Annotated in this window: 9 protein-coding genes; 2 read left to right on the plus strand and 7 right to left on the minus strand. The window is 47.0% G+C overall.

The window, feature by feature from the left end:
- Positions 1–99 precede the first annotated feature (99 nt).
- Positions 100–3,975 (minus strand): gliding motility-associated C-terminal domain-containing protein, encoded by a 3,876-nt coding sequence (locus KAH81_03385; GenBank protein ID MCK5832693.1) that lies wholly within the window; start codon positions 3,973–3,975, stop codon positions 100–102.
- Between the two features lie 282 nt (positions 3,976–4,257).
- Between KAH81_03385 and KAH81_03390 the strand changes: the two genes are divergently transcribed.
- Together KAH81_03390 and KAH81_03395 are read left to right on the plus strand one after the other, a co-directional pair.
- Positions 4,258–6,231, plus strand: coding sequence for a hypothetical protein (locus KAH81_03390; GenBank protein MCK5832694.1), 1,974 nt, complete (start codon positions 4,258–4,260; stop codon positions 6,229–6,231).
- A 109-nt stretch (positions 6,232–6,340) separates the two neighbouring features.
- On the plus strand, positions 6,341–6,496 hold the full coding sequence (locus KAH81_03395) for a hypothetical protein (protein MCK5832695.1): 156 nt from the start codon (positions 6,341–6,343) through the stop codon (positions 6,494–6,496).
- Positions 6,497–6,636: 140 nt separating this feature from the next.
- On the opposite strand, the gene KAH81_03400 is transcribed toward KAH81_03395, so the two are convergent.
- From KAH81_03400 to KAH81_03425, 6 genes are all read right to left on the minus strand, one after another.
- Positions 6,637–8,181 carry a hypothetical protein gene (locus tag KAH81_03400; protein ID MCK5832696.1) on the minus strand — a complete coding sequence of 515 codons (1,545 nt, stop codon included), beginning with the start codon at positions 8,179–8,181 and terminating at the stop codon, positions 6,637–6,639.
- A 25-nt stretch (positions 8,182–8,206) separates the two neighbouring features.
- Positions 8,207–8,524, minus strand: coding sequence for an exodeoxyribonuclease VII small subunit (gene xseB, locus KAH81_03405; protein MCK5832697.1), 318 nt, complete (start codon positions 8,522–8,524; stop codon positions 8,207–8,209).
- A 140-nt stretch (positions 8,525–8,664) separates the two neighbouring features.
- On the minus strand, positions 8,665–8,991 hold the full coding sequence (locus tag KAH81_03410) for a hypothetical protein (GenBank protein ID MCK5832698.1): 327 nt from the start codon (positions 8,989–8,991) through the stop codon (positions 8,665–8,667).
- A complete protein-coding gene (locus KAH81_03415) occupies positions 8,992–10,428 on the minus strand; it encodes a TolC family protein (GenBank protein MCK5832699.1) in 1,437 nt (478 codons plus the stop codon).
- A 2-nt stretch (positions 10,429–10,430) separates the two neighbouring features.
- Positions 10,431–13,547: an efflux RND transporter permease subunit gene (locus KAH81_03420; GenBank protein ID MCK5832700.1), complete on the minus strand. Its 3,117-nt coding sequence runs from the start codon at positions 13,545–13,547 to the stop codon at positions 10,431–10,433.
- Positions 13,544–14,143 carry a TetR/AcrR family transcriptional regulator gene (locus KAH81_03425; GenBank protein ID MCK5832701.1) on the minus strand — a complete coding sequence of 200 codons (600 nt, stop codon included), beginning with the start codon at positions 14,141–14,143 and terminating at the stop codon, positions 13,544–13,546. The genes KAH81_03420 and KAH81_03425 overlap by 4 nt, the downstream gene beginning before the upstream one ends.
- Between the last annotated feature and the right edge of the window lie 281 nt (positions 14,144–14,424).

The following is a 14,424-nucleotide window of genomic DNA, read 5'->3' on the forward strand; positions in this document are numbered from 1 at the left end:
ATATAATACAGTGCAAATAGCAATTCAAGTTCTAAGTTTTAATTGCTTATAAAAAAGGCGCGTTAAACGCGCCTTTTTTAAGAATAAATAGTTAACTTACTATCTCATAAGAAGAACTGTGCCGCTGCAAACAACCTCGCCTTCATTTTCTATTATGAACAAATAAAGACCGGGCGAGGTTAGCTCGCCAGTATCGGTTCTTCCATCCCATATTGTGGCACCGTTTTCTGAAACCCAAATCGGTTGATTACGTAGGTCGAAAATACGAATAATCCCCTGCCTTAAAGCCATGTATGGATATGTAAACTGAATTACATCGTTAATACCGTCGCCGTTCGCGGTAAATGGATTTGGATAAAAATTGCATGTGGTCACAGAGGGGAAAAAACACCAACGGTAAGGTTCCATGTAGTTCTGATCTCCATAATCTGGCATAATGTCCGCTGCAGAAACTGTGATGCAGATACTGTCGTTGTTAGGCCAAATTATTTCCTCAGCTTCGGGACGGAATCGGAATAACTCACCTTCGGCATCATATGTGATTCCGGGTGTTCCCCATGTGAAGGTATCGACATCGTTAAGTATCATTTCGATAGTCGTAGGATCGACCTCTCGAAGGTTATCCCACAGCTGAATTGTTATATCGTGGTCAAGATCGAGAACAACACCATCAGGCGGAGGATCAGGGGAAGCTGTAAGCGGTGGTGTTAGGTCAATAAAAAACCTCCAATATACTGGTATTGCAGCATCACCAGCCATATCGAGAGCCTGTTTAAGGCTGCAAGCTACCCATGTCCCATCGTCGAAATATTCCCCAATAGGCGGAACAAAGGTCATAGTATCATCCGCGAATGTAAGATTCCCGTCTCCAACTACATGATCTACGCCATTAACACTGAAGATAATGCTCGTTTCATCTACACCTTGAACCGAATCTATTATTGTCATGACAATGGTCTGATCCTCATTAGTCGAAATCTCTCCGGGCTGCGGATAAATAATTTGAGGAATAGGACCTCGGATGATGTGAATCGGATAATCATCTGACCAGCAGCATGCACGGTCGTTTTCAAAACCACCATCGAGGTCATTGTCGCAGGCGAAAACCCTAAAAATAAAATCATTGGATTCGAAAAGGCCATCTATAGGAATATCGATTTTGAATGTATCCCCCACCGAAACCGACATCGAAACCGAACCTGAAATATCATCATCCAGTTCGCCATCAATATCCCAAACAAGCAAAACACCCTGTGAATCTGAAGGATCAACTGGGTCGTAAACACCCGATAAGTCATCGACGATTAGCATGTAAATATTAAAATCTTCGCCCTCGACAACCGCTTCGGGACCAATAAACTCGAATTCTGGACAAAGCGTATCATCGTCAACCACAGCAAAACACCATTCAACAGGGCTTAGAGCATTCGTGCCAAAATCGATATCCGTGTAATCTGGAACGTCCATACCGCGAATAACAGCAACACAGATAGTGTCAAAGAAGCTATTGATTATCGGTGGTTCAGTAAGAGTGGGATCGAGATAATAATCAATTCCATCCCAGGTCACACCGGGAGAGTGAATATCGAACATCCAAATATCCGGCGGGAACTCGCTTCTTCCGGCGATATTGGAATAAGTGAACAGAACAGATTCTTCATTTAATCCAGAGAAGCTATCTTTAATTCGGAATCCCACCGGTTCGTATGGATCTTCAGTATGTGAATCCGGTGCAGGAAGAAGATTCTCTACGAACGGCGCTTCCATATCCGCGCCCCAAACCCATCTCAAAGGCCCTACCCATGGGAGATTACCCTGACTATCCATAATACGTGCAAGAACAACATCGACCATCTGGTTATTGCTCCACGCCACCAATGGACTAAAGGCTAAAATCGGCGCATTATAGGTCAATTCGGGAGAAGAAATGGAGTACATAGTCCCCTCGACAACAAGCTGAATTGAGGCTTCATCAACCGAATCCTCCATTTCTATTTCCGACAGGTTAAAAATTATCTTTTGGAAAGGCACATTCGATATCGGGAAAGTATGCCCGGATATCGTATCGGGGTGCGGTTCTATTATTGCCGCTGACGGACTACAAGGAGCAAAATAATCGAATTCATCATCGTCTTCGAGATCGAATTCGTCCATCGAGGCCTCGATTTCGATATGACGCATATCGCAAGATGCCACTGGGTGGCTCGTGCTCCAGCGCACATAATAACCACCGCTGATGTTCTCGACAATTTGAGTTAGAATTGTGTCGAAATCCGTGCTTGCTTCATAGAATGCCCCCCCGGATTCAGCTGTGATGCTTCCGGGACCATAATATACACCAGAATAGGGTCGCGAGGCATCGGTATAGGATGTATCGAGAATAACAAAAGATATGGCATCGTATGACATAATCGCACTGTAAAGATCCGCGTAAACTTCATCCGAATATGTAGTCCCGTCGCTGAGATAGTGATAGGGTGCGTCGGAAACCATACAGATAACTATCCTGGCTCCCGGACGAAAATGCATCATCTCCAGAGCATCGATGATTGCATCGAAAGCCACCTCGGGACCATCGCCGCCACCACCAGAGGCAAGTGCCGCCATCCAAGATTGAAACTCAGATGCACTTCCAGTAAGATCATATCCATATGGAAATGCCACATGATCGGCGAAAGTAACTAATCCTAAACGATAGTCTATACCAGAAACAGACAACGATTCAGCAAAATCGATACATCTATCAGCTACCTCGTCGATAAGCCCCCACATGGAACCAGTAGTATCGATAACCCATATAATATCGGCAGCACCACCACTACCAAGACTATTAACTATAAGCGGATATTGCTCATCTCCGTTCATCCAAACCTTGAAATTATTCTCGTGGAGACCCTCGATCATTCGGTCGTCTTCGTCTTCGACAGAGCAATAAGCGCTAATAAATGGGAAATTCGCCGGATTGACCGACTCAATCGCGATAGAAAGATCAGCCGGGGGTGGGATTTCTATGCTGAATACCCAGCAGAACTCGCTCCAATTCGGACCGCATTCGCCACCTACAATATCTGCTCCACCAACACAAATATCAACAGATTCATGAAGGTCAAAGGTGATGCCTGCATAGCTGGCATACCAAAAGAGTGTATCATTCCTGAATCTAACAGGAGCATCACCCCAAGAAAAGGTATCCCCATCGACAATATAATACAGAGTCGTAGTATCGTAATCGGTGAGAGCATCCTCAACACGAACATAAACTGTCGGTGAAAAATCTCTGGTTGTTCCATCCGGTGAAGGAAGAAAATCTGAATACTCAGGGCCGGTGGTATCCATCAGTATAGTGCAATCAAACGGTGGTTCTAGAATATGGTTACCCACGGTATCTGCAAGATCTGTGAGTGCTATTCTTGTAACTCCCTCAGGAAAACCTCCTGTAGGTGTCCAAAAAATAAGAGAATCTCCTTCGAGAGTGAGTTCGGTAGAAGAAATCGTATATGTAGTCGAACCGACGATAAGCTCGATGCTCGATGGATCAATGCCACTGATATCATCCACCTCGATAACGATTGGTCGATCATTACAAGCTGTCGTTTCTCGACAGGCAGGCCAAATGAGCGATGCTATCGGTGGGTCGCTTTCGGAAACCACAAAAAGGCCATCGATAAGTGTATCGGAATAACCACCGGGATTTGTAACGATAACATCGTGATAACCCAAAGGAGTAACACCTGTTATGTTAACAGAAGCGCGCGCATAGACTGCGCTGAGGCGAAGCGTCCCGGTTACAATAATACCGCTGCCAAAATCGCTGGTGATTCCAGTGGCGAAACTCGAACCATAAAGATTAATATCGATAGTCGAACCTACACCAACGGTATCTGGGTCTATCGATGTAATCATCGGCGTTTGCGCATACAGCAAACCCGCTAAAATAAATGGTATAATGGTCAAAATCTTTAACTTAGCCATCATTAATTCCCTCCAAAAAGAGAATAGAATTATAAGAATGGAGTTTTACCTCCACTACACTACCCAACCTAATCAATATATTTTTGATTTCTAACTTGTCAACGGGATTTGAGAATTATTGTTTATGGGTATAATAACCCATAAACAAAATAGTATGGTTAATATTACCACAATAAAACACTATTCGCTCATAAGTTGTTTACTACCAATGTATTCTACTTGGCATTCAAGATGCGTGTATTACAATCAAATAAATATAATTAAATTTATTGGAGTTGAGAAAATATGTTCAAGAAATTTACCTTCGCGATAATTATTTTTCTTGAAGTTTGTTTTGCTCAAGTTTCTGATGTTACTTCGGAACCCTTAAACACAGTTTCATCATTGGAGCCGATTCCAACGGAAATTGCCGCTAGTGCTATCTCCGATTCTATTGCCGATTCACTCGAACTACGTGAGCGTCCGTCCGAGCCGATGGCAGTCGGCCTCGAGATCGGGGTAGCCGGCGAGGATGTCAACTTCGTTGCCGACCATGTCGGCATCGGGACGGCAACACCGGGAAGCTATAAACTGAACATCCAGGGTAATAACGGTTTGAAAATTGGCAATTCGTCATACGAAGCTAATCTGGTTTTCGGGAACAGCGGTTCTTGGGACAGCGGAATTCGGGTTTATGACAATGGCGACGCCGAAATGAGGATTTGGCATAAAAATGCCAACGGACAAATCATCCTGGCTACGGGATATGATGGTAATCAGTCATCTACTTATCCCACCGATGGCATATTCATCGACCATAATAAAGTCGGAATTGGCTATGCTTCTCCAGCCGCATCGACCGGAAAACTTATTGTTAATGGCAACGTCGGAATCGGGCGCACGGACCCGAGCTACCTGCTCGATGTCAATGGCACAAGCAGGTTCTCGAACAACATGATTTTACCGGGAGTCGGAACCAACGAAATCCAATACGGCACCGGCGACCAGGCGAACTACTCGACGTATAACTTCGCCATTCGAGGCTGGTGGGGCGTCGCCCTCAAAGATTACAGCAACACCGTGCGCGGCGTTTATGATTTCCGCTCGGGTAACCTCACAACCGATGGAGTTCTGAGCTTCAACGGAACGGGGAATAACTACATTGCTGGCAATGTCGGTATCGGGGTCACCAGCCCGACTGAAAAACTCAGCGTCAACGGCGCTCTCGTTACGCAAAACGGCATGGTCAAACGCGATTTTGCTACATTCAACTCGACGGTGAGTTCGGGTAATCCCATTCATATTAAAACAAACATCACATGGTCGAACATCATGTATCGTATATTGGTCGAGGGCTATAACTACGGGGCGGCCCAACCGATCAACTCCGAAATCGTCGGATATACATATGCCCCTTCTCCCGCCGCGCCAATAAGTGCGAGCGCCGTCAATCACGCCTCCGGGGCGAGCATCTCGCAATACAAAAGCGACGACGGTTATCTGGTGGTCAAATTATCCTCGTCCAATTTTTACTACGTCGGCTTCTCGGTTTCGGCATGGCTTACAAACCCTACGGGCACGGCATTCGACATTAAAGCACTGTTAATTGTTCAACAGGCGGGCGACCTCGTCGCACACGGTTCGCAAACATTCAGCTATATCGGCGGTTCGCAAACATTCACGGTGCCATCGGGTGTCACGAGTGTTTCTATCGAATGCTGGGGTGCACAAGGTAGATCTGCTTCCGGAGGAACAGCAGGTTCTGGTGGATACGCGTCTGGAAACTTAACAGTAACTGCTGGGCAGACATTGTATATTTATGTCGGAGGACAGGGTGGAGCCTCAGGTGTTGGCGGTTGGAATGGTGGAGGTTCCGGTAGCAGTGCCAGAGGCAGTGGCGGTGGAGGCACTGATGTTCGATATGGAGGCACTGCGTTAACAAATCGTAAAATCGTAGCCGGTGGGGGCGGCGGGAACTATAGCACTTATTCACCTGGAGGTTATGGCGGAGGGACTTCAGGTGGCAATGGTGGTGGTGGTGCTAACGGATTTGGTGGAACCCAGACAGCCGGTGGAGCAGGTCATGGCGGAAATAATGGGACCTTAGGACAAGGTGGTAGTACTGGCACTTATACTATTTCCGGCGGTGGTGGTGGTTACTGGGGCGGTGGTGCAGGTCTTGCAGGCGGCGGAGGTTCCGGGTATATTGGTGGGGTTACTGGAGGTTCGATGTCCAACGGTATCCGCATCGGCAATGGCCAGGTTACTATCACCTGGTAGATAGGTTTAATAAGGCAGTGCATTATTCGGGACAAAATAGCGGTGGTTTTACACCCGCATACGAATTTGAAAACGATAACCGAATCGTCATTGCGAGGAGCGAAGCGACGTGGCAATTCCACATTTTAGTCTGTCATTCCCCATTAGCAAAGTCGCGGTCGGGATGGCCATCGACCATGCAGGGGATTCGGCTGTTTGCCCGACGGATTTCGCTGTGAATATCATCGATAAAAGCCCCATTAAAGCAAAAATAATAGCCATATAGAAAAGCCGGTGGCAGGTCGAGCACCTCGAAAGGCAATGCTATCGAAGCTATCGATAGGATAAAGATAATTATTATCGCATACAGGAGTCTATTCTTTGTTTCAGCGATACTTCTTTTATTTTCTTTCCTTGAGTTTACAATTAAGGAACAGGTATCCTGTGATCGAGGCCCACATAGGTTCTAAATAGCTGTCCAGATGAAAGACTAAACTCCCAGGTGCCATCGAATGCTCGCGCTACGCCAAGTCTGGCTATTTGTCCAGTAGTGCTGCTTATAGAACCAAGCCTCAACTCGAATCCTACGTCACCATAAAGTGGTTTAGGTGAATTCGTGAAGCTAAAATCTCCATCGCTGAAATCCCACGCTGTAGCAGCATCGATGAAAAGCGCGCCGCCGAGTCTAACCGAGAAGAACTCGAATGGCGTAAAAATCCTCCACTCGAGATTCCCATAGGTCATCCTTTCTCCAACCTGCGCGTATGAGCGATAGGACCTCAACACTGACTGTCCACCCACTCGATACTTAGCTTCTGGACACCCGTTGTAAATCGAGGAATACCCGAGCCTTCCACATAGCCTACCCGAAAGCATCATTTTTGAGGAAAAGCGCAATGACGCGGCAATCCTCTCGGTTTCATCGACTGTTTTGCAATATGCATTCAGCGCATAAATATTCTCCCCGATAAAACCAGTAAAAACAGCGCTAACATAAACATAATTTGCATCGAAATGCGAATCTAAACCGCCCTCGGCGTTGAGAAGAAAACCTATCGGAATATCCTCGGTTCGACCGAAAGCATCGACATCACGGTCGATAACATAGTCTCTATTTAAGTAACTTAAGCCGATAGAAACTACTTCATATTCCTTATCGATATATTCTGCAGTCGGATAAACTGCTGTATCGCAAACCTCCCTTTTCACAACCGCATTCTTAATTCCAAATCCGAGGCCTAGGTTCTGATGGAAAAGGTATTTCGCGCCAATATACTGCGCTTGGTCATCGATCTTAAATGATGGCCCTTCGATATTTCCATCGAGCCAGGTTGAATAAACACCGCTAGTTGTGAACATCCCGGCCTTGTATATAAGCCTATCAGCATCCCTCAGGCGCGATTTGGAGAGATAAAAGCTTGTCGTTCTCGAGCCGATATCTTCGGTCTCGTCTGAATGGAATATACCAAAACTCGCACCACCGGGTAACATTCTTGGTAAATCGAGACCCATAAGCCAGCTATCGTAATCCTCATCGTGATCATAGCGTGTGCGAAAATGAAGCCCCCATCCCAGTAAATTAACCTCCTCCAATTCAAAACTCCATTCCAGCACACGCCCCTCGTAAGAAAACGATGGCGCGATCTTCGTAGTCCATAGGTCTGTGGCAGTGACTACCGCAACATAGCCACTATCGCGCCGCTCGACAACAATTTCCGCTTCGCCGATAAAATCGGTTTTGCGTAACCTTCGCTCTGACTCAGCAATTAGCTCAGTAGTGAGTTTATCCCCTTCCGAAAAGGCCAAAAACCGCGCTATAGCAATGGGTTTCGAATCTACATGCAATTCATTGAGAATAGCATAAACCCAACGGTAGTCATAAGGCCCCCAATAATCGCCGTCCTCTTCGAACGGCGAAAGAACCTTGTACTCGATATAATCTACACGCTGTGCAAGGGAGCTTAAGGCCAAAATTAGGGCAAATATTCCTGCTGCTTTACTCAAGCGGTGGAAAATCTTCAAGAGAAAAATTGCTATCTTCGTCGAGACCGAGTTTTTTAAGTTCGCCCTGTATCGACGACAGCTTTGCTAGACACCATCGACCGAGAAATTGTGCCTCACTATATTTACTCAGTGACTCTTCGAGGCCAATCTGTCCACTCTCGAGCGTGCGAAGCACATCTTCGAGTTTCGCTATTGCATTTTCAAAGCTTTCCGGTTCGGGATATTTCTCTTTTACTTTTTTATCTTTCATTTTTCTCTTAGTTTTTTCGTTCTTTTTTTCCTCTGGAGTTTTACCGAACAAATCTGTCATAATCCACTCCTGAAATCTAAAATAACATTTCAGGTTAAGTTTAAAAAATATTTCACACAAAAGCAAGGGAAATAGAGCAAATACGAGCTTCGCCCTACCGGCGGTCATTTAAGACGGTCATTTCATATAAATAATGGGTTTCATTCCTTCACGCTCATTGGCCGTCGCCCGCACGAGATAGACGCCGGAGCCGATATTTTTGTCGGGTTGCCAGGTGAATTCGTGGGCTGTAGGGGCGGCATATATGCGTCCCCTACGGGATTGTCGGCGGAAATTTCATCAACCATCCGCCCGTTTATATCGAATATTTCAATAACAGGCACGGAGGCCTGTCCCACCGGACAAAAATCGTTTGCCAGTAGGTCAGGCGTCCCTGCCTGACCATTTTGAACAGACAAGAATGTCTGTTCTACCGTAATCCGCACCGCAGAATTGAAGGGGGTGGGCAAAATTTGGGGTTCGCACATCTATCCACTGTAAAGCCCGTCGATGAGCGAGAGAAGCTGAATATAAAGCTTGTGATATGTCAGCGCGTTTCTCATGAGAGTCAGGCGCGCGTTGGCTTCGCTGTCCTGGCTTCGGATGACATTGGTGAAATCGTTGCGCCCGACCTCGTATTGCTTAACTTCCTCGATTGTTTGCCGTTCGGCGAGTTCTATCTGCTCGCGGTTTATCGCCATAATGCCTTGCATATCGCGAACCTGCGCGTAGAGTGCGCGGATGCCCGACAGGTATTTGATCTCCGCCTCCGCAATTTGCAGGCGAATCTGCCCGACCTGAAGCTCGATAGATCGCAGATCCGCTTTGGACGCGGTCTTGTCGAGGGGGAATTCGTAAATCAGGTTTAGCGAAACGTCCGGTTTGTCCATCGCGATAGCATCGAGAAAATCCTCGTCGTAGTCCTTAACGCCGACCCGCGCCTGAAGCGAGAGATCGGATTTCATCGATTCTTCGGATATTTTGCGTTTGAAATCGAGAAGCTCGATGGTCTTTTTAATTTTCGACAGAACGCGCGAACGATCCACAAATTCGGTGGCGATCTCCTCGATATCGCGTAGCTCGTGGGCCTCGAAAATATCGAAGCGCGGGGATTTCCCGCCTATTTGGCCGTCTCCGGTTATCTCGACCAGCCGGTCTATCAACGAGGTAAAGCTCATTTCGTTGCTTTCTATCGCCATCTCGACATTTTTCAGCGAGTTCTCGGCGCGGATAACATCGACCTCGTCCACGATATTTCGCGCGCGCTTTTTCTTTGTCTGTTCGAGCGATTGCCGGGCAAGGTCGCGTCGGTGTTCGAGGATTTTCTTCTCCTCCAAAAAATAAACCCAATCGAGGAAATAGGGAGTATTCATCGCGAGAAAATTCTCCTCGACCTCCAAAATGGAAAGGCTCTCCTGCGCGGCCTCGACAGATTTCATGTCGTAGGGCAGCGTATAGAGAAGCCCCTGCCAGTTTTTCATCAGCGGCTGAATATAGCTCACGTAGATCGAGTTCTCGAATGCGTTGTTCGGGCTGGCGGCGTAGATCGGGTTGTCATTATATGAGAGCCACTTGTTCCCGAGGGAAATTTCGGCGGACATAATCCCGCCGGTGCTCCAGAATGTCCTCGAAACGCCTCCGCCAAGCGCCGCCGAGGTAGTCCGGTCGATTCCCATGCCCGTCGATGCGGTTTGCGCGATACTCGAAACGCCTGCGGAGGAATTAATATTCCAATCCTCGGAGCCGGTAAGTCCCTCGCGTTCCGCCTCGATAATGCGCGGACCATATTCGGTTCGCTCGAATATCGGATGGGTCTCGATAAGATTGTTGAGGAACCGGTCGAAGGTGACGGACTCTTGCGCGAGCAGAGCCGTGGTTATCAAGAACGCAATTACCGCAACTATTTTCGTTATTTTAAAATTCATGATTAACCTCTCTTTTTCGAGGAGAAAAGTCCCCTAATATCGTTGTGAATCATATACATCGAAGGCGTTAATAAGAGCGTTAGTGTGGTCGCGAAAATCAAACCGTAAGCCATCGCCATCGCCACCGGCGCGATCATCTCCGACTCGCCCAAGAAACCATAGACGGTTGGGAAAAGCCCCGCGACGGTTGTTATTGTCGTCAGAAGAACGGGGCGCAATCTTTCCTTTGCGCCATCGACGATAGAGGTTATGACTACTTTTTTATCGGTGCTTTGTTTTTTGCGGAAAATGCCATTGATAAAATCGACCATGATGACGCTATCGTTCACCACGACGCCCGAAAGGCCGATTATCCCGATAATTCCCATGAACGACAGCGGCATTCCGTGCAACGTGAAAGCAACCAACGCGCCGATTATGCCGAATGGGATCACCAATATGATCTGGATCGGTTGCGTGACCGATTTGAAGAGCAGGATCAGCACGGTGAAGATAAGGATTATCGCCAGCAAATAGGCGAATACGACATCGCCGAGGGTTTCCTTTGTGCTTTTCGCCTCGCCTTCGATTTCGACCCGTATGCCCGGATGTTTTTCGGCGATAGATTTGTAATACTCGAGGACTTTCATGTTCGCCTGCGCGGATGTGATAATCTTGTTATCGACTTTCGCGCTGAGTGAAATCGAGCGGTTGCCGTCGTAATGATTGACATTGCCTTTTCCTATACCCTCTTCGAGATAGGCAACGTCGCTCAGGCGGATCAGGCGGCCTCGATTGTTGGGGATCATAAGCGAGAGAATGTATGCCTCGTCTTTCTGGAAAGAATCATCGACCTTCACCCGGAAATCGAGCAGTTCGTCGCTGGTTTCTATCGATGTCGCGATCATGCCGTCGTAGGCGATTCGCACGGTCTGTGCGACATCCTGCGCGGTAAGGCCCAATTCTGCGAGGCGCTCGTATCGGAGGACGACTTCAAGCTCCTTTTTCCCGTCGATAATATCGCTTCGCACGTTTTTCACTCCATCGATGGAGCGGAGGAATTTTGCGAGGTCGATCATCAACAGCTTCGATTTCTCTAAATCGTTGCCGATAATTTTAACATCGACCGGCTCCCCCATCGGCGGCCCATGGCGTTTCTCCGCCAAAAGCAGTTTTTCGAAATGGGGATATTTATCTTTATTTATCACTTTCCGAAGCTGTTTAATTATCTGGCCGGCGGATATATCGCGGTCGTTTATGGGCGTTAGATTGATCGTAATCGTGGACCAATGCTCGTATTCGCCCTTGCTGCCGAGGAATCCGCCCTCGTGCTTGCCGATAGTCGCTTTTGTAGAGACCAGCGCGTCATCGGGAACATTTTTTAGAACCGCTCGTTCGATTTCCGTGGTCAGTTCGGTCATGCGTTCGAGGCTCGTTCCTTCCGCGGCTTCCAGGTCGACATGTATTACATCCGAAGCTGTCGAAGGCATCAGAACAAAATTGCTTATGGTCTCTTTTGAAAAACTAAGCGAGAAAATAAATAGGCCGACAAACAGCAACGCCACTATATATCTGAACCTGAGCGCAAGTTTGAGAAATTTACCATAACCATTCTTAATCGAATCGAACCAGTTAGCCTTTTTTATCTTGCGAATTTTACCGTGGCTAAGGTGGTTTGGCAGCATAAAAGTCGCCTCGAAAAGAGATACGAGGAGCATCGCCGTTACGACAATCGGGAAGACCCGTATGAACTCGCCCATGATCCCGCCGATAGTGAGCATCGGTAGAAAAGCGACGATCGTCGTTACTATCGACACGATTACCGGCGATATAACGGATGCCACTCCCTCTCTCGCCGCCTGCAAAGCGGAAAGCCCCTCTCGCTTCTTCTCGAAAATTCGCTCGGCGATAACTATTCCGTCATCGACGAGCATACCAATAACCGCGATAATCGCAATTAACGTGATACGGTTGAGAGACATATCGGTGAGCATCATAAATGTAAATACCATCGCGAGGCTTATCGGAAGACCCATCGCCGTCCAGAACGCCGTTTTGCGGTCGAGGAAAATAAGAAGCACGATAATTATGAGTATAAAACCAAGAATCGCATTGGATTGCACAACACCCAGAAGAGATTTTATCCCGATAGACCTATCCCGGACAATATCGAAATCGAACCGCGAGTTCGAAAGGATGTTTCGGCCTTCCATATATTCTCTGACATTATCGACGGTCTCGACAATGTCGGCGTTTTCCTTTTTTACTATCTCGAGCAAAACCCCGGTCTTGCCGTTGACAGTTACTTTCGTGGAGGTTTCTTTGAATGTGTCGAACACATCGGCCAGGTTTTCGACCCTCACCCGTTTGCCGGTGAAATTCGAGCGGATTATCACGTCTCGAACGTCGAGCGGATTCTCGAACTGGCTTATCGTGACGATAGTCTTCTCATCGGACAACGACTGCAAAGTCCCGCCTGTGGATCGAATATTGCGGGTTTTGATGCTGTTCACGATTTGAATAAGCGAGACATCGAGCGCCCCGGCCTTTTCGGGATTCACCTCGACATGGATCTCGCGCTCTCTCCAACCGAATTTCCGCACTTCGGAAACGCCATCGACGCGGAGGAGTTCATCGGCGAGGTCTCTGGAATAGTCGTAAAGTTCGGCCTCGGTAACGCCCATGCCGTCTTTTGGGTAAATGACAAAGGAGATGACGTCTTTGAGCTTCGGGTTAAAATCGAGAATGTGTATATTCTCGACCTCGGGCGGAAGTTCAGGGATACTGCTTAGCGAAATGTTTCGATAAATCTCATCTTTGACAGCTCGAATATCCGCGACATCGGAATCGAGTTCGAGCGAGATAATCGCTTTGCCCTCGAGCGAAAGCGACGTGTAATGATCGATCCCGCTTATCGTGGCGAGCTTTCGTTCTATCGGCTCGACCGCATTTATCTCGACGTCAGATGGGCTACTACCGGGGTAAATCGCCGAAATGGTCATAATGTTTATCTCGACCTCGGGGGTTTCTTCTTGCCTGAGATTCATCAGGCTGTAAGCCCCGATAATCAGAACAAAGATCATGAGCATATTAACGACGAGCTTATTCTCGAGGAAGTAATTGAATATCGATTTCATCATTTTCCTTTCGCGATACCATTCAGGAACGCCGAAACAATCATATCCGCATCGAGCTTAATATCGGAATCACAAAACATCTTCGACCTAAAAACAGAATCCGACATGCACGAAAACAGCATAACAGCGGTTTTTATAGGTATATCTTTCCTAATTTCTGTTTGGGATTTTTCGAATAACTCGGTCATATAAGAAATGTCGGCTTTCATGAATGCAAACATCTTTTCCCTGATATTTGGCGGCATTCGATGCCCTTTTTTCATCGCGCCGGATAAAATGATCGGAAAAAAATTCTGTTTATTAGATACGACGGCTATTCTTCCCTGAGTTAATTTTTTCAAGCTCTCTTTAAAATCGAGGTCGAGTTCTAATGTCGCGGCATAACTGGATTTCATTTTTTCAGTTGCGATATCTAAAATTTCCAAAACCAGCGCCTCTTTACTTTCGAAATAGTAATAGAAAGTGCCCTTAGAACATCCGGCTCTATCGACAATATCGTCAACATTCGCGGCGTGGACGCCGTTCTGGCTGAAGATTTCGATAGCCGCTTCAATCAGGATTTTCTTACTTTGCTTTGCCTTTTCGTTTTTCCAACCCACAATATCTCCTATCAAAATTGACCTATACTGACCGGTTAGTTTTTATACCGACCGGTTGGTATGATACAAATCTATCTGCGAAAGTCAAAATTTATTTCTTTATTAAAAAAATTAATTGGGGAAATTCTGAATAACTTCGCCGAGTCGGCCTAATGGAGCCTATTTGTTCAACCGACTTCGTCGGATTCGGCGCTACTTCAGATACACGATTCTCTTAGTCAGCGCCTGTCCATCCGGTCGCTGAGCGGAGTCGAAGCGTGCGCGGACGAGATAGATGCCCG

This window comes from bacterium (assembly GCA_023145965.1).
Classification (GTDB): domain Bacteria; phylum UBP14; class UBA6098; order UBA6098; family UBA6098; genus UBA6098.